Consider the following 16,324-nt stretch of genomic DNA (forward strand, 5'->3'; position numbering starts at 1 on the left):
CAACCTTATAACCTAAAATTTTATTTTCTCTCTAGCTGCATCAGCTAGAGCTTTTACAATACCGTGATACTTATATCCGCCTCTATCAAACACTACGTCTTTTATCCCTGCAGAATCAGCTTTTTTTGCTATTTCTTCGCCTACTTTGATCGCATTTTCAATATTACAATGAGATTTTTTTAATTTTTTTATTTTCTCATCTAAAGTTGAAGCAGAAGCAATCGTTATAGACTTAGAATCATCAATAATTTGTGCATATATATGTCTACCTGACTTAAATATTGATAATCTAACTCTATTAGATGTTTTAGATATTTTATGTCTTATTCTACTTCTTCTTTTTTCAAATTTTAGCTTAGCACTACGCATATTTAACTCTTAAATTTAATTTTTCTTACCTTCTTTACGCGGTATAAATTGATTTTCAAATTTAATCCCTTTTCCTTTATAAGGCTCAGGTGGCCTCTGTTTTATAATAATTGAAGCAAATTGTCCTAATTTTTCTTTATCTGTTCCCTCAAGAATAATAATATTTTGCTTAGGCATCTCTATTTTAATATCTGAAGGTATTTCAATTTTTGTATTATGGCTTTTAGCAAGCATTAAATTTAAGTATTTACCTTTTACCATTGCCCTGTAACCGACTCCGTTAATTTCAAGTTTAAGCTTAAAACCTTCTTTAACGCCGGTAATCATATTTGATATTATGCTTCTTGCAGTACCCCACATAGCACGTGCATTTTTATTTGCGGCTAAAGGTTTTACTAAAAGCTTATTTTCTGCCAATGAAATTGCTATATTACCTTTAAAAGTTTTTGATAATTCGCCTTTAGGTCCGGATATTTTTACTTCTAAATCATTTAAACCAATTTTTACACCTTCAGGTATAGTAATCGGCAATTTTCCAACACGTGACATTTTTTTACCTTAAAATACTTTACAAATTACTTCGCCGCCGACATTTTTAATATGAGCTTCTCTATCAGACATAACACCGTAAGGAGTAGAAAGAATATATATACCCATATTATTATAATATCCTTTCAAATCTTTAATAGGAGAATATACTCTTTTTCCAGGCTTTGATACTCTATGAATTTCGCATATAGAAGCATCGCCATTAACAGAGTATTTTAAAGCTACCTCAGTATAACTAATATTATTTTTTTGAGTAGTTATATAATCCTTTATATAACCTTCTTTTTGCAAAACATCTAAAATTGAAGTTTTAATTTTAGAACTAGGAAATGAAACATTTATCAATTTGCTTTTATAAGCATTTCTAATTCTAGTTAACATATCTGCTACATTATCCGTCATTGACATATGATTTACCTATCGACTTTTACCAACTTGACTTAACTACACCGGGAACTAAACCTCTGCCTATTAATTCTCTAAGCTTATTCCTCGATATACCAAACTTTCTTGTAACACCTCTTGGTCTACCTGTAAGCTCACATCTATTTCTTATTCTAGTAGATGATGAATTTCTAGGTAATTGTGCAAGTGACATCACCAAAGAAAAACGCTCTTCTAATGAAATATTTTTATCATAAATTTTACTTTTTAGTGCTAAACGTTTACTATGTAAACTTTGTGATTTTTTTTTCCTACTTTCGTTCTTTTTTATAGAACTTACTTTTGCCATTATATATATCCTAAAAATTAATTATAAAAAGGTAAATTAAACCCTGATAACAAAAATTTACTTTCTTGATCTGTTTTAGCAGATGTAACGATTGTAATATCCATACCCCTTATTGTATCGATTTTATCGTAATTAATTTCAGGAAAAACTATCTGCTCTTTTAATCCAAAAGTAAAATTCCCTTTACCATCAAAACTTTTATACGAAAAACCGCGAAATTCCTTAACACGGGGTAATGCAACAATTACTAACCTCTCTAAAAAATCATACATTCTATCTTTACGTAATGTAACCTTGCAGCCTATTTTCATATTTTCGCGTAACTTAAAAGTTGCAATAGATTTTCTTGCTAACGTTACAACCGGCTTCTGACCAGAAATCAAAGTAAGATCATTTACTGCATTATTAATTACTTTGGAATCGGCTGTTGCTCCCCCTACTCCCATATTTATAACAATTTTCTTAATTTGCGGTATTTCGTGTTTATTTTTATAAGAAAATTTTTTCCGTAAGTTTTCAATAATTTTTTGCTGATATAATTCTTTAAATCTTAACATTATTTACCTTCCTTACCGATAATTTCCCCTGATTTCTTTGCTACTCTAACCTTAGAACCGTCTTCTAAGAATTTAAAAGCTACCTTGGTCGGGTTCCCGGTTTTTGGATCGATGTGTGCAATATTTGAGATATGTATAGGTAATTCTTTAGTTATTATCCCGCCTTCACTCATTTGATTAGATTTAGTATGCTTTTTTACTAAATTTACTCCAGAAACAATTACTTTACTGTCCTCCGGGAAAACTTTTAATATTTTACCTTTTTTTCCTTTGTGCTTTCCGGTAATAACAACAACTTCATCACCTTTTTTTACTTTTAATTTAATCATTTATAACACTTCCTCTGCAAGCGACATTATTCTAACATATTTTTTCGCTCTAAGTTCCCTTGTAACAGGACCAAAAACTCTAGTACCAATAGGTTCATCTTGTTTATTCAAAAGCACTAATGCGTTTTTATCAAATTTTATTGTACTACCGTCAGGTCTTACTACTCCAGTCTTTGTACGAACAATCACGCCTTTATAAACATCACCCTTTTTAACCTTACCGCCGGGTATAGCGTCTTTAACAGATACAACTATAACATCACCCAGCTTTGCCACCATATGGTGAGAGCCACCTAAGACTTTAATACACATCACTTTTTTAGCACCGGAATTATCTGCAACTTCCAATATGCTCTGCATTTGAATCATAAACTACTTCCAATTTTTTATACACGAGAAATAAAATAAACAATCTACCTTATAAAGTCAAAGATTAAAAAACTTTATTCCCCATTTACCACTACCCATGTTTTGGTTTTTGAGATAGGACGACTTTCAATTATACTAACTTTATCTCCTTCTTGATATTTATTTTCTGAATCATGAGCAGCATATTTTTTAGATACTTTCACGAATTTTTTATAAATAGGATGCTTAAACTTTCTTTCTACTTTTACTGTAACCGTCTTATCAGCTTTTGAACTTATAACCACGCCTTGTAACACTCTTTGCGGCATTTTAATATTCCTCACTATTAGATCTTTTTGTTAATTCAGTTTTAATACGTGCTATAGACTTTTTGACTAACAAAAACCTACTAGTATTTTTTAACTCACCTAAAGCTTGTTGAAATCTTAAATTAAACAATTCTTTTTTTAAGAGATTAAGATTTTTATAAAGCTCTTCTATTGTTTCAGTAGATAACTTACTTCTTAATAATTTTAAATCATTCATAACGTCTCACTATCCTTGTTCTAACAGGTAATTTTGCACTTGCAAGCTCCAAAGCTCTAAGTGCAACATTTTCTTCTACCCCTTCAATTTCAAACATAATTCTTCCAGGCGAAACTCTAACTGCAAAAAATTCAGGAGAACCTTTACCTTTACCCATTCTTACTTCGGCAGGCTTTTTAGAAACGGGAACATCCGGAAAAATGCGAATCCATAATCTTCCTTGCCTTTTCATACATCTAGTAGCAGCTTTTCTTCCTGCTTCTATTTGTCTTGCAGTAACACGCCAACCGTCTATAGATTTTAGACCAAATGATCCAAAAGCAAGCGTCGTACCTGCTTTTGCTTTTGAAGCAACTCTACCCTTATGAGATTTTCTAAATTTTTGTTTTTTCGGAGCTAACATTTTAATACTTAAAATTAATTATATCTTTTATTTTCTGTATATTCACCTTTATAAATCCACACTTTAACCCCTATAACTCCATAAGTAGTTATAGCCTCAGCTGTTGAATAATCAATATCAGCTCTTAAAGTATGTAACGGCATTCTTCCTTCTATATACCATTCGGTTCTAGCAATTTCAGCACCTCCAAGTCGTCCTGAACAACTAACCCTGATACCTTGTCCACCTTGTTTAAATGAAGCCTGAATTGCTGTTTTCATGGCTTTTCTAAAAGAAACTCTTTTTTCAAGCTGTAGTGCTATAGTTTGAGCTACTATAGCAGCATCTATATTAAATTTTCTAACTTCGTGAATATTTATATAAACTTCTTTTAAAGAAGTCATTTTCTCGATAGCTTTTTTTAGCTTATCAATTTCACTACCGTTTCTACCGATAATGATATTTGGTTTTTTGGCATTAATATTAATTATAATACTTTTATTAGAAGGGCGTTCAATTAAAACTCTGCTAATTTGAGCTTGATTAAAACCCTTATTTATTAAATCCCTAATTTTTAAATCTTGTATAAAAAGAGTTTTATAATGTTTTTCTGCATATAATACGGAATCCCAACCTTTAATTAAAGTCGGTCCAACTCTAAAACCATGTGCACAAATTTTCTGCCCCATTTTAATTATCCTCTTTTTCTGTAACAGTTATATAAAGATTACTAAAAAACTTATTTATTCTAGTTGCTCTTCCTTTTGCTCTTGGCATAACTCTTTTCATTACTAAAGCCTTACCTACAGTCGCTTTAGTAATAACCAATCTATCTATATCTAGACCTAAATTATTTTCAGCATTTGCAACAGCAGATTGTAAACAATCTTTTACAACTTTTGCAATTCTTTTAGGAGAAAAAGTTAATTGTACCAAGGCTTCAGATACTTTCATATTTCTAATAAAGGCTGCAACTAAATTGAGCTTCCTTGAACTTACTCTAATAGATTTAGCTTGTGCCGTAGCAAAATTTTTATTTTCCTGTACCATATAAATCTTTACTTTCTTTTGACTTTTTTATCTGCTCCATGACCGTGAAATGTTCTAGTAGGAGCAAACTCACCTAATTTTCTTCCAACCATTTCTTCATTTACAGAAACCGGAATAAATTTATTTCCATTATGAACAGAAAAGGTAAACCCTACAAAAATAGGTAAAATCGTTGATCTTCTAGACCAAGTTTTAATCATTTCAGATTTACCTGATTCCATTAATTTTTGAACTTTCTTTATTAAATAACCGTCTACAAAAGGCCCTTTCCATATTGAACGTGCCATACTAATACCTAATTAATTTAAAATCTATTTTCTTTTCTTTACGATAAATTTTGAAGTACGTTTATTTTTACGTGTCTTCTTACCCTTTGTTGGAAATCCCCAAGGAGTAACAGGATGGCGACCTCCTGAAGTTTTACCTTCACCACCGCCATGAGGGTGATCTACAGGATTCATTGCTACACCTCTAACATGCGGTCTCCAACCTAGCCATCTATTTCTACCGGCTTTGCCTAAATTAATATTTTTTTGATCCGGGTTAGATATACTACCTATAGTAGCTTTACAACCTAAAGGTACTAACCTAAATTCACCTGATCTTAATTTAATCTGAGCATATCCTGAATCTTTACCCACTAGATCTACTGAAGTACCTGCAGACCTTGCAATTTGACCGCCCTTACCGACTTGCATCTCAACATTATGTAAAGTAGTACCGATAGGAATGCATTTTAAAGGTAAACAATTTCCTATTTTTATATCAGCATCTTGACTTGATATTACTCTATCACCTACAGATAATTTTTGCGGTGCTAGAATATAAGAATATTCCCCATCTTCATATTTTATTAAAGCAATAAAAGCAGTTCTATTAGGGTCATACTCTATTCTTTCAACAATAGCAGAAATATCGATTTTATTTCTTTTAAAATCAATAATACGATATAATTTTTTGTGTCCTCCACCTCTGTGCCAAGAAGTAATTCTACCTTGATTATTTCGTCCACCGGTTTTAGATATACCTTTGGTCAAAGATTTTAAAGGTCTGCCTTTCCATAAACTAGTTTTATCAACTTGAACTAACTCTCTAAGAGAAGGAGTAATTGGATTAAAGTTTTTTAAAGCCATTTATTTAACTCCTCCGGCAAAATCGATATTATGGTCTTTTTCTAATGTAACAATAGCTTTCTTTCTATTGATTTGAGTCCCTATAATTCCTTTAAATCTTTTCTTCTTACCTTTAACGTTTAAAATATTCACTTTTTTTACTTTTACTGTAAATATTTCTTCTATAGCCTTTTTAACGGTAAGTTTTTCAGCAAATTTATCTACATAAAAAGCGTATTTATTTTGTTCCGAAAGGGTTGTAGTTTTTTCTGTAATAATAGGTTTTCTAATTAAATCGTAGTATTTATAAGAACTCATCTTAACCTCTCTTCTAAAACGCTCACTGCTTCTTGTGATAATAGGACATATTCATGTCGTATTATATCATAAACATTTGCTCCTATTTGTGGAACAATCACAGTATTATAAATATTTTTTGCAGCTAAAGAAAAATTAATATCTACTTCATTTCCGTCTATTACAAAGAAACTTTCCCCTTGAAATTTGTTTAATATATTTACAAGAGCAGAAGTTTTAGGCTTATCTAGCTTTAAAGAATCTATTACTAATAATTTTCCTTCAGTGCATTTCTCGGATAAAGCATGAATTAAACCAAGTTTTCGTACTTTTTTAGGTAATTTTGTTGCATGACTACGTACTCTAGGTCCATGAGCTACACCACCACCACGCATCTGTACCGATCTCAGGGAACCTTGTCTTGCATTACCTGTACCTTTTTGCTTAAAAGGTTTTTTTGTGGTTCCTAATACTTCTGATACTGTTTTAGTTTTGTGGTTACCGGACATTGCCTTAGCTCTCTGCCAATCAATAACCTGCTTTATTATATCATCTCTGATAAATTCAACAGCAAATATATCTTCATTTAAGCTAATCTCACCAACTTCTTTATTAGCAAGACTTAATATTTTAGTTTTCATCTTTATTTAACCTTATACAGTCTTATATAAAAAAACTTTTATATAAATAATATTGCATGGCGTTTTGTTAATTTGATAATCTTTAACCTCAACAAACATGTCTAAATATCTATTATACAATTATTGAAATCTTTTTTATTGCATCTTTTACTGAAAGATACGAATTTTTGTGACCGGGTATACTGCCCTGAATCATAATAAGCTTACGCTCTTTATCAACGGCAAATATTTTCAAATTTTGAATAGTCACTTGGTTACATCCCATATGACCGGCCATTTTTTTGCCTTTGAAAACCTTTCCTGGATCTTGTCTTTGTCCTGTAGAACCATGCGAACGATGGGATATCGAAACACCGTGAGAAGCTTCAAGACCTCTAAAATTATGTCTTTTCATACTACCGGTAAATCCTTTACCTATAGTAGTTGCCGTTATATCCACAAATTGTCCTGCTGTAAAATGGTCTACTTCTAGACTTGCTGCTATATCAATAAAATGCTCTTCAGAAATTCTAAATTCTTTTAATTTAGTTTTAGGAGATATTTTAGCATTAGCAAAAACTTGTTTCATAGGTTTGGTTACTCTAGATATTTTTTTATCTTTTACACCTATAACCAAAGCATTATATCCATGTTTTTCTAGAGTTTTATGTCCTACTACTTGACAATCATCAACTTTTACTAATGTTAAAGAAATTCTTTCGCCTTTATCATTAAAAACACTAGTCATCCCAACTTTTTGAGCAATTATACCGGTTCTCATTTATTCCCCACTCTCTAATTCAATCACTACATCAACACCTGCTGCTAAATCAACTTTACTTAAAGCATCGACAACCGCCGGATTCGGATCACCTATAACTAATAATCTTTTATGCTTTCTAATTTCAAATTGCTCTCTTGACTTCTTATGTACATGAGGAGACCTATTTACGGTAAATCTTCCAATTTTTCTAGGTAAAGGAATAGGACCATTAATGTTAGCAAACGTTCTTTTAACAGCACTAACTATCTCTTTTGTAGCTTGATCAAGACTACGGTGATCAAATGATTTTAAACGAATTTTGATTTTATTTTTCATTCAGTAAACCTAATATTTAAACAGCAAGATGTTTTTTTAGACATTTTTCCAAACTTTACTTCTAGAGGTAATTTGTACGTTGATCCGGTACTCGAATCCTCACGTACGTTATATTATACGCTGCGGTTCTGCGTTCCGTACCTCCTTCAAATTCTTCTCTATAAGCCGTTTTGGAAAAATGTTTATTACATCTTAAAACATAAATACCTATTATTTTTTAATAATAGGTATTTATAAAATCAATTAATTATTTATTTTAGTTACTACGCCGGCACCCACTGTTCTACCACCTTCACGTATAGAGAATTTCAACCCTTCCTGCATCGCAATCGGTTTAATTAATTCCACTGTAAAAGTAGCATTATCTCCAGGCATAACCATCTGCTTATCAGCAGGCAATTTTATTGTACCGGTAACGTCTGTTGTTCTAAAATAGAACTGCGGACGATAGTCATTAGTAAATGGGGTATGACGTCCACCTTCTTCTTTACTAAGCACATATACTTCAGCTTCAAACTTATCATGCGGTTTTATGCTACCAGGTTTTGCGAGAACTTGTCCTCTTTCAACTTCTTCCCTTTTTGTACCGCGTAGTAATATACCAACATTATCTCCGGCTTGTCCTTCATCAAGTAATTTTCTGAACATTTCTACACCGGTACAGGTAGTTTTTTGCGTATCTTTTAGACCGACTATTTCAATTTCATCACCTACCTTAATTATTCCTGACTCTACTCTACCAGTTACAACAGTACCTCTTCCTGAAATAGAGAATACATCTTCTATCGGCATTAAGAAAGATTTATCCGTAGCTCTTACAGGCTGCGGTATATAGCTATCTACTGCATCCATTAGCTCATTAATCGCTTCTTCACCTTCAGGCTTTCCTTCTAAAGCTTGAAGTGCAGAACCTTTAATGATAGGTATTTCATCACCCGGAAAACCATATTTTGATAATAATTCCCTTACTTCCATCTCTACTAGTTCTAATAGATCAGGATCATCCACCATATCTACTTTATTTAAGAATACTACCATAGCAGGCACGCCTACCTGTTTTGCTAGTAATATATGCTCTCTAGTTTGCGGCATAGGACCATCAGCAGCAGAAACTACTAATATTGCACCGTCCATCTGAGCGGCACCGGTTATCATGTTCTTTACATAGTCAGCGTGTCCCGGACAATCTACGTGTGCATAGTGTCTATTTTTAGTCTCATATTCTACGTGTGCAGTAGAAATAGTTATACCTCTTTCTTTTTCTTCAGGAGCAGCATCAATTTGATCATACGCTGTAGCTTGTGCTCCACCTGTCTTAGCAAGTACTATAGTTATTGCTGCCGTTAAGGAAGTTTTACCGTGATCTACGTGACCGATCGTACCTATATTAACGTGCGGTTTAGTTCGTTCAAATTTTGCTTTTGCCATATTATTACTCTCTACAATTTTTTAGGTTTTATACAAGTTAATTTTTTATAAGTGCATTTCTTGCTTATAAGTGCATTTTTTTGCTAAATTTATTTGTTACCACTATCTCTGGAGCGGGTGATGGGAATCGAACCCACACAGCCAGCTTGGAAGGCTGGAACTCTACCATTGAGCTACACCCGCATTGTGGCACTATTAATAAAATAATTTCAAAGTTATTTTGTTAACAGTGCTATATCAATTTTATTCAGATTTATAAGTATACACAATTATGTTTTATTTTTAAATAAAATTAAACATATATACATGAAATCTTTTAAAATAAAATGATATGCTTCCCTGAACCATTTAAGTGGTGGAGGGAGAAGGATTCGAACCTTCGAACGCTTACGCGGGCAGATTTACAGTCTGCTGCCATTGACCACTCGGCCACCCCTCCTAAAGAACTTTACTGTATTAAATAGACTAATTCACTGTAAAATACAATATACACTTAGTATTAGGACTTAATAAAACTTCTTGCCGAATCATCAAATAAACAAATAGCAGCTTGCACATTTATTTAGTTGTAACTTTCTATAATAAATAGTAGTTTCTGTCAAGAACAAATTACTAACGGTTTTCAATAAGATGCAAAATAAAAAACTTGATTCTAAACATTGTTATTATATGTATGGGAAACATCCGGTATTTTCTGCTCTAAATAATCCAAAACGTCAAATTGACAATATTTTATGCACTAGGGAAATTTTTGATACAAACAAAAAATTAATAGGTACTAGATCTTATGAAATTGTTAATAACGATATTTTATCTAAATTACTGGAAAACCAAACACATCAAGGAATAGCTGCAAAAATTAGACCAATTTTTTCTTACAATTTAGAGGACATAGATATAACAAATCCAAAATGTAAAATTGCGATTCTTGATCAAATAACAGACACACAAAATATTGGTGCCATTATTCGTAGTGCCGCTGCTTTTGATATAAATGCTATAATATTACCTCAAGATAATTCTCCGAATGAAAGCGGCGGCATTGCTAAAGCGGCTTGCGGTACTTTAGAATTAATACCTATAATTAAAGTTACTAACTTACGCTCATGTATGAATTATCTTAAAAAACACGGCTTTTGGATTATAGGTCTAACAGGTTCTGCAAATGACTACTTTACCGATAAATTAATTTCCGACAAAATAGTATTGGTATTTGGCTCAGAAGATAAAGGCATACGAAGATTAGTCGCAGAAACATGTGATTATTTAGCCAAAATCCCTATTTCTCAGAGAGTAGAAAGTCTTAATGTATCAAATGTCGCTTCTATAATTTTTCATTCATTACATAAATAATATTTTTAATAAATCAAATATTGTTTTTTATTTACTTCGATATAAATATTTAGTCTACTAAAATTAAAGTCATAAACTTTTATTATATCAATTAATTTGAGAGAAAAGTCATGAAAAGGGGACCAAATGAACAAATTATCGAGAGTTTTGAAAAACAATTAGACATATTTATAAATGCACTGACAGAAAAAGAGATAACAACAGCTATATTAAACAATTTTTTTGATAAAGTGATCAATAACCTCAAGAATGCAAGATTAATTAATGATACTATATTTGATATATACCAAGGTAAAGCGGTAATTACTAAACCTATATATTCCGATTATATAGAATCTTCCGAACCTAAATATAACGAACATTGGCAAAAATTTTATAGTTTTAATCGTAATCTTATGATAGAAAGCACATTAATATTTATTGCTAAGAATCTAAAAAACGCTTCTTTAACAGACAAATTATATTATAGCTTTGCTAAATTAGCCCAGCAATTAGACTTGAATGCAGTAAGTGACCATTTTATGAAAAAAATAGATAATTATATAACATTTAACAATTTATGAAAAATTACAGAACCGAAAGTGATTCTTTTGGAGAAATTCAAATAGAAGAACAATTTTATTGGGGGGCCCAAACTCAAAGATCTTTAGAAAATTTTAAAATAGGCAAGCAAAAAATGCCTGAAAATTTAATTCGTGCTCTTGCTATTTTAAAAAAATGTGCAGCACAGGTTAATCATGAGTTTGGTGATTTAGAAGCTAAAATCGCTATAAGCATAGATAAAGCCACGGATAGAATCTTAGAAGGCGAATTTGAGGATAATTTTCCTTTAGTAGTTTGGCAAACAGGTTCAGGAACGCAAACAAACATGAATATGAACGAGGTTATTGCCTCTATTGCCAACGAAGAATTAACAGGCAAAAAAGGCGGCAAATCTCCGGTACATCCTAACGATCATGTTAATAAAGGACAATCATCCAACGACTCTTTTCCAACCGCTATGCATATAGCAACCGTACTTGCAACTAAACAGCAACTGATACCAGCTTTGAATAATATACTTACCTCTTTGCAGGATAAGTCAAAAGATTGGGACAAAATCATAAAAATAGGACGTACCCACTTCCAGGATGCCACTCCTTTAACTCTTAAACAGGAATTCTCCGGATATATTACACAAATAGAGTATGCTTTAGAACGCATAGAAAATGCACTACAAAAAGTTTATCTACTTGCCCAAGGAGGAACGGCAGTCGGTACAGGTATTAACTCAAAAATAGGCTTTGATATAAAATTTGCCGAGAAAGTGGCAGAGTTTACTAAACAACCCTTTAAGACGGCTCCTAATAAATTTGAAAGTCTAGCTGCTCACGACGCACTAGTAGAATTTTCAGGAACTCTTAATACTATAGCAGTTAGCTTAATGAAAATAGCAAATGATATAAGACTGCTCGGCTCCGGTCCAAGATGCGGTCTTGATGAGCTACATTTACCTGAAAATGAACCTGGTTCTTCTATTATGCCCGGTAAAGTAAACCCTACACAAGTCGAAGCTTTAACAATGGTGTGCAGTCAGGTGATGGGAAATCATGTTACGGTTACTATTGCCGGCTCAAACGGACATCTTGAACTTAACGTATTTAAACCCGTAATAATATACAATATCCTACAATCTATAGAGCTGTTATCCGATAGCGTAAATAGCTTTGTTACTCACTGTGTTAAAGGATTAGAACCCAATATAGCACGCATTAATGATTTACGTGATAAATCTCTAATGCTTGTTACAGCTCTTAATCCGCATATAGGCTATGATAATGCTGCAAAAATTGCTAAAGAAGCACATAAGCACGGGATTACTTTAAAAGAAGCAGCTAAAAAACTCAATCTTCTATCGGAAGCAGAATTTGATAAAATAGTAGTACCTGAAAAAATGATTGGTCAATCTTAGATTTTATATAAAGATATTAATTTAAGCTATTAATATTACTCTGTACAAAATCTTATAAATAGGATAATATTAAATTAGTCTATTTATTATATATATTACCAATGTGAAACAAAATTTATCTAATCAAATTAACCTACTCGAAGCAAAACCTCCTTTTTCCGATCTAATACAGCGTGTACAAGACGGAGAGCAAATTACCATTTGTAAGCATAATACGTCGGTTGCAAAAATTATAACTCAAAAACCTAAAATGGATAATATAGTAGAGCAAATAAGAGAATTCAGCAAAGGCAAAACATTAGCTCCTGATACTATTAAAGAGCTTAGAGATGAAGGTAGAAAATGGTGAATTCTAAACCGTTTATAGCCGATTGCTCCATAACTGTCTCATGGTTCTTTTATTATGAACGTGATAAATATTCAGATTTTACATTAGATTATTGTTATAAGTTTAGAGTGATAGTACCGCCTCTTTGGAAACTTGAAGTAACTAATGTAATATTAATAGCAGAAAAACGTGCTAGAATAAAATCAGTAGAAGTTATTAAAATTATAGATTTTTTAAACGCTCTCCCCCTTAATATATCAAATTTTAATTTTTCCATACATGAAGGACTTCCTATGACCACTAACGATAAAGCATTAATCAAAGCATGTCATAATAACGGCATTCCACTATTACATAGTGTGAATTAGCTTGAATTATGGACAATTTCTATATCATCTTTTAATTTTTTAAGAACATATCTCATACCGTAAATGGATTAGCATTAACGGTATTCGCTATGCCCTTAAAAAAATAAAATATTTCTTATAAATCATCCATAATTCAAGCTAATTCACTATAAAAGAAAATAATCCACATTTTTCATAAAAAGTTTATGGAAATTTCTAAATCTTTTATTATACTTAAACATTAATTATATAAAATAAAAGAGTATCATGGTTTTAAATATCAAAGCTCCTGAAAATATAGTATTAAAGCCGACCATTACAGTTTTTGGCGTTGGGGGTGCAGGTAGTAATGCAGTCAATAATATGATTAGTGCTAATCTGCAAGGTGCTAATTTTGTAGTAGCTAATACTGATGCACAATCGCTTGAACATTCTTTATGCACTAACAAAATACAACTCGGTGTTTCTACGACTAGAGGTCTTGGGGCAGGAGCTTCTCCTGAGGTTGGAGCACTTGCTGCTCAGGAATCAGAAAGCGAAATTCGTAGTTACCTAGAAAATAGCAATATGGTATTTATTACGGCAGGTATGGGCGGTGGTACAGGTACCGGTTCTGCACCGGTTATTGCACGCATTGCTAAAGAACTAGGCATCCTTACGGTTGGGGTAGTAACTAAACCTTTCCATTTTGAAGGCGGTCATCGTATGAAAACTGCCGATAAAGGACTTATTGAATTACAGCAATTCGTTGATACTTTAATTGTAATACCGAACCAAAATCTATTCCGTATTGCTAATGAACAAACGACGTTTGCCGATGCTTTCAAAATGGCAGATGACGTATTACATGCAGGCGTTAGAGGAGTAACGGATTTAATGATTATGCCGGGACTTATTAATCTTGATTTTGCCGATATTAAAGCAATAATGAGCGAAATGGGTAAAGCAATGATGGGTACAGGTGAAGCTAGTGGCGAAGATAGAGCTATTAAAGCGGCAGAATCTGCAATTTCAAATCCACTGCTAGATCATAGCTCAATGTGCGGTGCAAGAGGTGTATTAATCAATATTACCGGCGGTTCCGACATGACCTTATTTGAAGTTGACAACGCTGCTAATAGAATTAGAGAAGAAGTAGATAACCTTGATGCTAATATTATTTTCGGTTCAACATTTAATCCAGAATTAAAAGGAATTATCAGAGTATCAGTTGTTGCTACCGGTATTGATGCCGATAAAGTACCGACATATAAAACCGCAATAGCTGAAACTACCAATATAGTTCCTGAGAAAACTTATAATAAAGCTATAGCACAACCTACACAAATAGAAGAAATTCCTGATTTTAACAGTTACAGTACTGAAAATATTGAAATTACCGACTCTCCAATAAATCAAAATTTTATCGGAAATGAAAAAGAGCCAGGGTTACATGCAAATACTTTTAACAAATCTGAAGATGACTCACCCAAACCATCATTTTTAGGAAAAATATGGGGTTCTCTGCGTACTTCAAATCATCAAACTTTAGAACGCAAAAACGTTGTTGTTAGTACTCTAGATCAAGATAATAAAGAGTCTGATATTCATGACATACCGGCTTTTTTAAGAAAGAAACGGGATTAGATTAGAAAATGAATATAATTTCAGAACAGCATAAAAAAGAATTATTAGAAATAACTAAAAATTTTCCTGCAGATACTGCATCACTAATAAATTATGTAGATAAAACATTTAAATGTCACATTCATGCTTTATCTTTATCGGATCAAAAAGATTTAAAGTTTTTTATAGCAAAAAGCTTTGCAAATCAAGTTGATGTTTGTAAAACTAAAGAACATGCTCAAAATTTTTTACAAGAGTTACACGAGCTATGGGCTGATTTATTTGAAGAGATATTAGAAGATAAGCCTGTATATATAGTTTAGACATTGACGGAGCAACATACTATGCCGCATTAGATTTTACCAAATTAAATCAAAATAATATGCTGAATACAAGATTTAGCGAAATCTCCCTTGATTTTCATTTAATAGAAACGCTACCTAACTTTTCTAGTGACAAACAAAAATATAAGGCTGAACTAACCTTTACAGAATTAAAACAAAATAATTTTGCAAAAATATATTTGGAAAAATAGCAATATAACTCTCAAAATATTCTTATTTCAAATATACAAAATAATCACAATAATTACATATTATTTCCTAAGATTATAAACCTTGAAGAACAAGTTACCATAGAGATATATTAAATCATTTATTATTATTAGGTGCTTATAATAAATGTAATTTTTTTGAATCCAATAATGGATCAGAAATATTATTTTAGATTACCTAATAATGAAAGGCTTGCCATGAAAGTTTTTAGTTTAAATAATCAGCATATATTAAAAGAAAATAAATTTGGAAATTCTATATTATTTTTAAGTACAAGAATAAACGAAAATGGTGATGTTGACTATAGTGAAGGCTTTAGTGCTGATATAGCCGATGGTAAAATAAATTCTTTTTATATAACTCCTCTAGGCGAGATAATGGATTCTAATTTAAAAAATAATCATATGCCAAATAAAATTATACTATTTCTTATATCATGTTTTTTAAATACTGATTTATTAACCGATACCGATAAGCGGTTAAAAGATATTGCACCCTATCTCTACGCCACTTGAAAATCAAAAGCGTTATGTAATTCATTTACCTACAGAGTCCAATGAAGAAAAGCTAAAAGTAGAATTGCAAGCAACAAAAAATGCAATGCCAGATTGTGTAATCGTGTTTGGTTTGGTGGTAAGCTGGAAACAAAAACTTTAGAAGGATGGGGATATAATTATTATATAATCGATCAAGTTAGCGATCACCCTGCTAGTACAATGATGGCATGCCCAAACGTAAAAGCAACAATACAACCCGGTTAGTGTATT

General features: G+C 32.0%; 29 protein-coding genes, 2 tRNA genes and 1 pseudogene. 10 read left to right on the forward strand and 22 right to left on the reverse strand.

All coding sequences use genetic code 11. The features are described from left to right. Positions 1-12: 12 nt before the first annotated feature. From rplR to MCC_RS05725, 22 genes and pseudogenes are all read right to left on the reverse strand, one after another. Positions 13-369: a 50S ribosomal protein L18 gene (gene rplR / locus MCC_RS05625; protein ID WP_014408912.1), complete on the reverse strand. Its 357-nt coding sequence runs from the start codon at positions 367-369 to the stop codon at positions 13-15. 15 nt (positions 370-384) lie between these two features. Continuing rightward, complete coding sequence (rplF, locus tag MCC_RS05630) at positions 385-918, reverse strand: 50S ribosomal protein L6 (protein WP_014408913.1); 534 nt, start codon at positions 916-918, stop codon at positions 385-387. A gap of 9 nt (positions 919-927) precedes the next feature. Next, the gene (gene rpsH / locus MCC_RS05635) at positions 928-1,326 is read right to left on the reverse strand and encodes a 30S ribosomal protein S8 (protein WP_014408914.1); all 399 of its coding nucleotides are present in this window, start codon (positions 1,324-1,326) and stop codon (positions 928-930) included. A gap of 19 nt (positions 1,327-1,345) precedes the next feature. Beyond that, entirely contained in the window at positions 1,346-1,651 is a 306-nt protein-coding gene (gene rpsN / locus MCC_RS05640; RefSeq protein ID WP_014408915.1) for a 30S ribosomal protein S14, read from the reverse strand. A 17-nt stretch (positions 1,652-1,668) separates the two neighbouring features. Then, positions 1,669-2,208, reverse strand: a complete 540-nt coding sequence (rplE, locus tag MCC_RS05645; RefSeq protein ID WP_014408916.1) for a 50S ribosomal protein L5 — start codon at positions 2,206-2,208, stop codon at positions 1,669-1,671. Beyond that, entirely contained in the window at positions 2,208-2,537 is a 330-nt protein-coding gene (gene rplX, locus MCC_RS05650) for a 50S ribosomal protein L24 (RefSeq protein WP_014408917.1), read from the reverse strand. The genes rplE and rplX overlap by 1 nt, the downstream gene beginning before the upstream one ends. Then, positions 2,538-2,906, reverse strand: coding sequence for a 50S ribosomal protein L14 (gene rplN / locus MCC_RS05655; RefSeq protein ID WP_014014630.1), 369 nt, complete (start codon positions 2,904-2,906; stop codon positions 2,538-2,540). 74 nt (positions 2,907-2,980) lie between these two features. Continuing rightward, positions 2,981-3,214 carry a 30S ribosomal protein S17 gene (rpsQ, locus tag MCC_RS05660; protein WP_014365545.1) on the reverse strand — a complete coding sequence of 78 codons (234 nt, stop codon included), beginning with the start codon at positions 3,212-3,214 and terminating at the stop codon, positions 2,981-2,983. Between the two features lies 1 nt (position 3,215). After that, positions 3,216-3,431, reverse strand: a complete 216-nt coding sequence (gene rpmC, locus MCC_RS05665) for a 50S ribosomal protein L29 (protein ID WP_012153041.1) — start codon at positions 3,429-3,431, stop codon at positions 3,216-3,218. Continuing rightward, positions 3,424-3,834, reverse strand: a complete 411-nt coding sequence (gene rplP / locus MCC_RS05670) for a 50S ribosomal protein L16 (RefSeq protein WP_014408918.1) — start codon at positions 3,832-3,834, stop codon at positions 3,424-3,426. Before rplP ends, rpmC begins: the two co-directional genes overlap by 8 nt. Before the next feature lie 14 nt (positions 3,835-3,848). Further along, positions 3,849-4,502 (reverse strand): 30S ribosomal protein S3, encoded by a 654-nt coding sequence (gene rpsC / locus MCC_RS05675; RefSeq protein ID WP_014408919.1) that lies wholly within the window; start codon positions 4,500-4,502, stop codon positions 3,849-3,851. Between the two features lies 1 nt (position 4,503). Then, positions 4,504-4,863: a 50S ribosomal protein L22 gene (gene rplV / locus MCC_RS05680; RefSeq protein WP_004997796.1), complete on the reverse strand. Its 360-nt coding sequence runs from the start codon at positions 4,861-4,863 to the stop codon at positions 4,504-4,506. A gap of 8 nt (positions 4,864-4,871) precedes the next feature. After that, positions 4,872-5,150: a 30S ribosomal protein S19 gene (gene rpsS, locus MCC_RS05685; RefSeq protein ID WP_008580964.1), complete on the reverse strand. Its 279-nt coding sequence runs from the start codon at positions 5,148-5,150 to the stop codon at positions 4,872-4,874. Between the two features lie 24 nt (positions 5,151-5,174). Continuing rightward, a complete protein-coding gene (gene rplB / locus MCC_RS05690; RefSeq protein WP_014408920.1) occupies positions 5,175-5,996 on the reverse strand; it encodes a 50S ribosomal protein L2 in 822 nt (273 codons plus the stop codon). Next, on the reverse strand, positions 5,997-6,293 hold the full coding sequence (gene rplW, locus MCC_RS05695) for a 50S ribosomal protein L23 (RefSeq protein WP_014408921.1): 297 nt from the start codon (positions 6,291-6,293) through the stop codon (positions 5,997-5,999). Further along, positions 6,290-6,913 carry a 50S ribosomal protein L4 gene (gene rplD, locus MCC_RS05700; protein WP_014408922.1) on the reverse strand — a complete coding sequence of 208 codons (624 nt, stop codon included), beginning with the start codon at positions 6,911-6,913 and terminating at the stop codon, positions 6,290-6,292. The genes rplW and rplD overlap by 4 nt, the downstream gene beginning before the upstream one ends. A 112-nt stretch (positions 6,914-7,025) precedes the next feature. Further along, on the reverse strand, positions 7,026-7,673 hold the full coding sequence (gene rplC, locus MCC_RS05705; protein WP_014408923.1) for a 50S ribosomal protein L3: 648 nt from the start codon (positions 7,671-7,673) through the stop codon (positions 7,026-7,028). After that, the gene (gene rpsJ / locus MCC_RS05710) at positions 7,674-7,991 is read right to left on the reverse strand and encodes a 30S ribosomal protein S10 (RefSeq protein ID WP_012153050.1); all 318 of its coding nucleotides are present in this window, start codon (positions 7,989-7,991) and stop codon (positions 7,674-7,676) included. A 35-nt stretch (positions 7,992-8,026) separates the two neighbouring features. Then, positions 8,027-8,205: pseudogene (locus tag MCC_RS09115) on the reverse strand (palindromic element RPE1 domain-containing protein); the annotation flags it as partial. A 29-nt stretch (positions 8,206-8,234) separates the two neighbouring features. Further along, positions 8,235-9,419 carry an elongation factor Tu gene (gene tuf, locus MCC_RS05715; RefSeq protein WP_014408924.1) on the reverse strand — a complete coding sequence of 395 codons (1,185 nt, stop codon included), beginning with the start codon at positions 9,417-9,419 and terminating at the stop codon, positions 8,235-8,237. A 109-nt stretch (positions 9,420-9,528) separates the two neighbouring features. Next, positions 9,529-9,602: transfer RNA gene (locus tag MCC_RS05720), tRNA-Gly, on the reverse strand. 170 nt (positions 9,603-9,772) lie between these two features. Then, positions 9,773-9,858, reverse strand: a tRNA-Tyr gene (locus MCC_RS05725). A 191-nt stretch (positions 9,859-10,049) separates the two neighbouring features. Between MCC_RS05725 and rlmB the strand changes: the two genes are divergently transcribed. The 10 genes from rlmB to MCC_RS10950 all read left to right on the forward strand — a co-directional run bounded on the left by rlmB (position 10,050) and on the right by MCC_RS10950 (position 16,318). Next, positions 10,050-10,772 carry a 23S rRNA (guanosine(2251)-2'-O)-methyltransferase RlmB gene (gene rlmB, locus MCC_RS05730; RefSeq protein ID WP_014408925.1) on the forward strand — a complete coding sequence of 241 codons (723 nt, stop codon included), beginning with the start codon at positions 10,050-10,052 and terminating at the stop codon, positions 10,770-10,772. 110 nt (positions 10,773-10,882) lie between these two features. Then, positions 10,883-11,335, forward strand: a complete 453-nt coding sequence (locus MCC_RS05735; protein ID WP_014408926.1) for a hypothetical protein — start codon at positions 10,883-10,885, stop codon at positions 11,333-11,335. After that, entirely contained in the window at positions 11,332-12,723 is a 1,392-nt protein-coding gene (gene fumC, locus MCC_RS05740) for a class II fumarate hydratase (RefSeq protein ID WP_014408927.1), read from the forward strand. The genes MCC_RS05735 and fumC overlap by 4 nt, the downstream gene beginning before the upstream one ends. A 103-nt stretch (positions 12,724-12,826) precedes the next feature. Next, positions 12,827-13,072 (forward strand): type II toxin-antitoxin system Phd/YefM family antitoxin, encoded by a 246-nt coding sequence (locus tag MCC_RS05745; RefSeq protein ID WP_014408928.1) that lies wholly within the window; start codon positions 12,827-12,829, stop codon positions 13,070-13,072. Further along, positions 13,066-13,419: a type II toxin-antitoxin system VapC family toxin gene (locus MCC_RS05750; RefSeq protein ID WP_014408929.1), complete on the forward strand. Its 354-nt coding sequence runs from the start codon at positions 13,066-13,068 to the stop codon at positions 13,417-13,419. Before MCC_RS05745 ends, MCC_RS05750 begins: the two co-directional genes overlap by 7 nt. Before the next feature lie 246 nt (positions 13,420-13,665). Then, on the forward strand, positions 13,666-15,024 hold the full coding sequence (ftsZ, locus tag MCC_RS05755) for a cell division protein FtsZ (protein ID WP_014408930.1): 1,359 nt from the start codon (positions 13,666-13,668) through the stop codon (positions 15,022-15,024). An 8-nt stretch (positions 15,025-15,032) separates the two neighbouring features. After that, positions 15,033-15,326: a hypothetical protein gene (locus MCC_RS05760; protein WP_014408931.1), complete on the forward strand. Its 294-nt coding sequence runs from the start codon at positions 15,033-15,035 to the stop codon at positions 15,324-15,326. A 380-nt stretch (positions 15,327-15,706) separates the two neighbouring features. Further along, a complete protein-coding gene (locus MCC_RS10605) occupies positions 15,707-16,072 on the forward strand; it encodes a hypothetical protein (protein ID WP_231288677.1) in 366 nt (121 codons plus the stop codon). Then, positions 16,047-16,214, forward strand: coding sequence for an ecotin family protein (locus tag MCC_RS10945; protein WP_269208675.1), 168 nt, complete (start codon positions 16,047-16,049; stop codon positions 16,212-16,214). Before MCC_RS10605 ends, MCC_RS10945 begins: the two co-directional genes overlap by 26 nt. Continuing rightward, positions 16,166-16,318: an ecotin family protein gene (locus MCC_RS10950; RefSeq protein ID WP_014365530.1), complete on the forward strand. Its 153-nt coding sequence runs from the start codon at positions 16,166-16,168 to the stop codon at positions 16,316-16,318. The genes MCC_RS10945 and MCC_RS10950 overlap by 49 nt, the downstream gene beginning before the upstream one ends. Positions 16,319-16,324: the final 6 nt, after the last annotated feature.

Source organism: Rickettsia rhipicephali str. 3-7-female6-CWPP (assembly GCF_000284075.1).
Classification (GTDB): Bacteria; Pseudomonadota; Alphaproteobacteria; order Rickettsiales; family Rickettsiaceae; genus Rickettsia; species Rickettsia rickettsii.

Coding starts and splice junctions, on each gene's coding strand:
- rpsC (WP_014408919.1), bottom strand. CDS start 4,502: ATGGGGCAGAAAATTTGTGCACATGGTTTTAGAGTTGGACCGACTTTA.
- rpsS (WP_008580964.1), bottom strand. CDS start 5,150: ATGGCACGTTCAATATGGAAAGGGCCTTTTGTAGACGGTTATTTAATA.
- MCC_RS05760 (WP_014408931.1), top strand. CDS start 15,033: ATGAATATAATTTCAGAACAGCATAAAAAAGAATTATTAGAAATAACT.
- ftsZ (WP_014408930.1), top strand. CDS start 13,666: ATGGTTTTAAATATCAAAGCTCCTGAAAATATAGTATTAAAGCCGACC.
- rplD (WP_014408922.1), bottom strand. CDS start 6,913: ATGAAAACTAAAATATTAAGTCTTGCTAATAAAGAAGTTGGTGAGATT.
- rplC (WP_014408923.1), bottom strand. CDS start 7,673: ATGAGAACCGGTATAATTGCTCAAAAAGTTGGGATGACTAGTGTTTTT.
- rpsH (WP_014408914.1), bottom strand. CDS start 1,326: ATGTCAATGACGGATAATGTAGCAGATATGTTAACTAGAATTAGAAAT.
- rplW (WP_014408921.1), bottom strand. CDS start 6,293: ATGAGTTCTTATAAATACTACGATTTAATTAGAAAACCTATTATTACA.
- rpsQ (WP_014365545.1), bottom strand. CDS start 3,214: ATGCCGCAAAGAGTGTTACAAGGCGTGGTTATAAGTTCAAAAGCTGAT.
- rplX (WP_014408917.1), bottom strand. CDS start 2,537: ATGATTAAATTAAAAGTAAAAAAAGGTGATGAAGTTGTTGTTATTACC.
- rplF (WP_014408913.1), bottom strand. CDS start 918: ATGTCACGTGTTGGAAAATTGCCGATTACTATACCTGAAGGTGTAAAA.
- MCC_RS05735 (WP_014408926.1), top strand. CDS start 10,883: ATGAAAAGGGGACCAAATGAACAAATTATCGAGAGTTTTGAAAAACAA.
- rpsJ (WP_012153050.1), bottom strand. CDS start 7,991: ATGAAAAATAAAATCAAAATTCGTTTAAAATCATTTGATCACCGTAGT.
- rplP (WP_014408918.1), bottom strand. CDS start 3,834: ATGTTAGCTCCGAAAAAACAAAAATTTAGAAAATCTCATAAGGGTAGA.
- rpsN (WP_014408915.1), bottom strand. CDS start 1,651: ATGGCAAAAGTAAGTTCTATAAAAAAGAACGAAAGTAGGAAAAAAAAA.
- rplN (WP_014014630.1), bottom strand. CDS start 2,906: ATGATTCAAATGCAGAGCATATTGGAAGTTGCAGATAATTCCGGTGCT.
- MCC_RS05750 (WP_014408929.1), top strand. CDS start 13,066: ATGGTGAATTCTAAACCGTTTATAGCCGATTGCTCCATAACTGTCTCA.
- rplV (WP_004997796.1), bottom strand. CDS start 4,863: ATGGTACAGGAAAATAAAAATTTTGCTACGGCACAAGCTAAATCTATT.
- tuf (WP_014408924.1), bottom strand. CDS start 9,419: ATGGCAAAAGCAAAATTTGAACGAACTAAACCGCACGTTAATATAGGT.
- MCC_RS10605 (WP_231288677.1), top strand. CDS start 15,707: ATGGATCAGAAATATTATTTTAGATTACCTAATAATGAAAGGCTTGCC.
- rplR (WP_014408912.1), bottom strand. CDS start 369: ATGCGTAGTGCTAAGCTAAAATTTGAAAAAAGAAGAAGTAGAATAAGA.
- fumC (WP_014408927.1), top strand. CDS start 11,332: ATGAAAAATTACAGAACCGAAAGTGATTCTTTTGGAGAAATTCAAATA.
- rlmB (WP_014408925.1), top strand. CDS start 10,050: ATGCAAAATAAAAAACTTGATTCTAAACATTGTTATTATATGTATGGG.
- rplB (WP_014408920.1), bottom strand. CDS start 5,996: ATGGCTTTAAAAAACTTTAATCCAATTACTCCTTCTCTTAGAGAGTTA.
- rplE (WP_014408916.1), bottom strand. CDS start 2,208: ATGTTAAGATTTAAAGAATTATATCAGCAAAAAATTATTGAAAACTTA.
- rpmC (WP_012153041.1), bottom strand. CDS start 3,431: ATGAATGATTTAAAATTATTAAGAAGTAAGTTATCTACTGAAACAATA.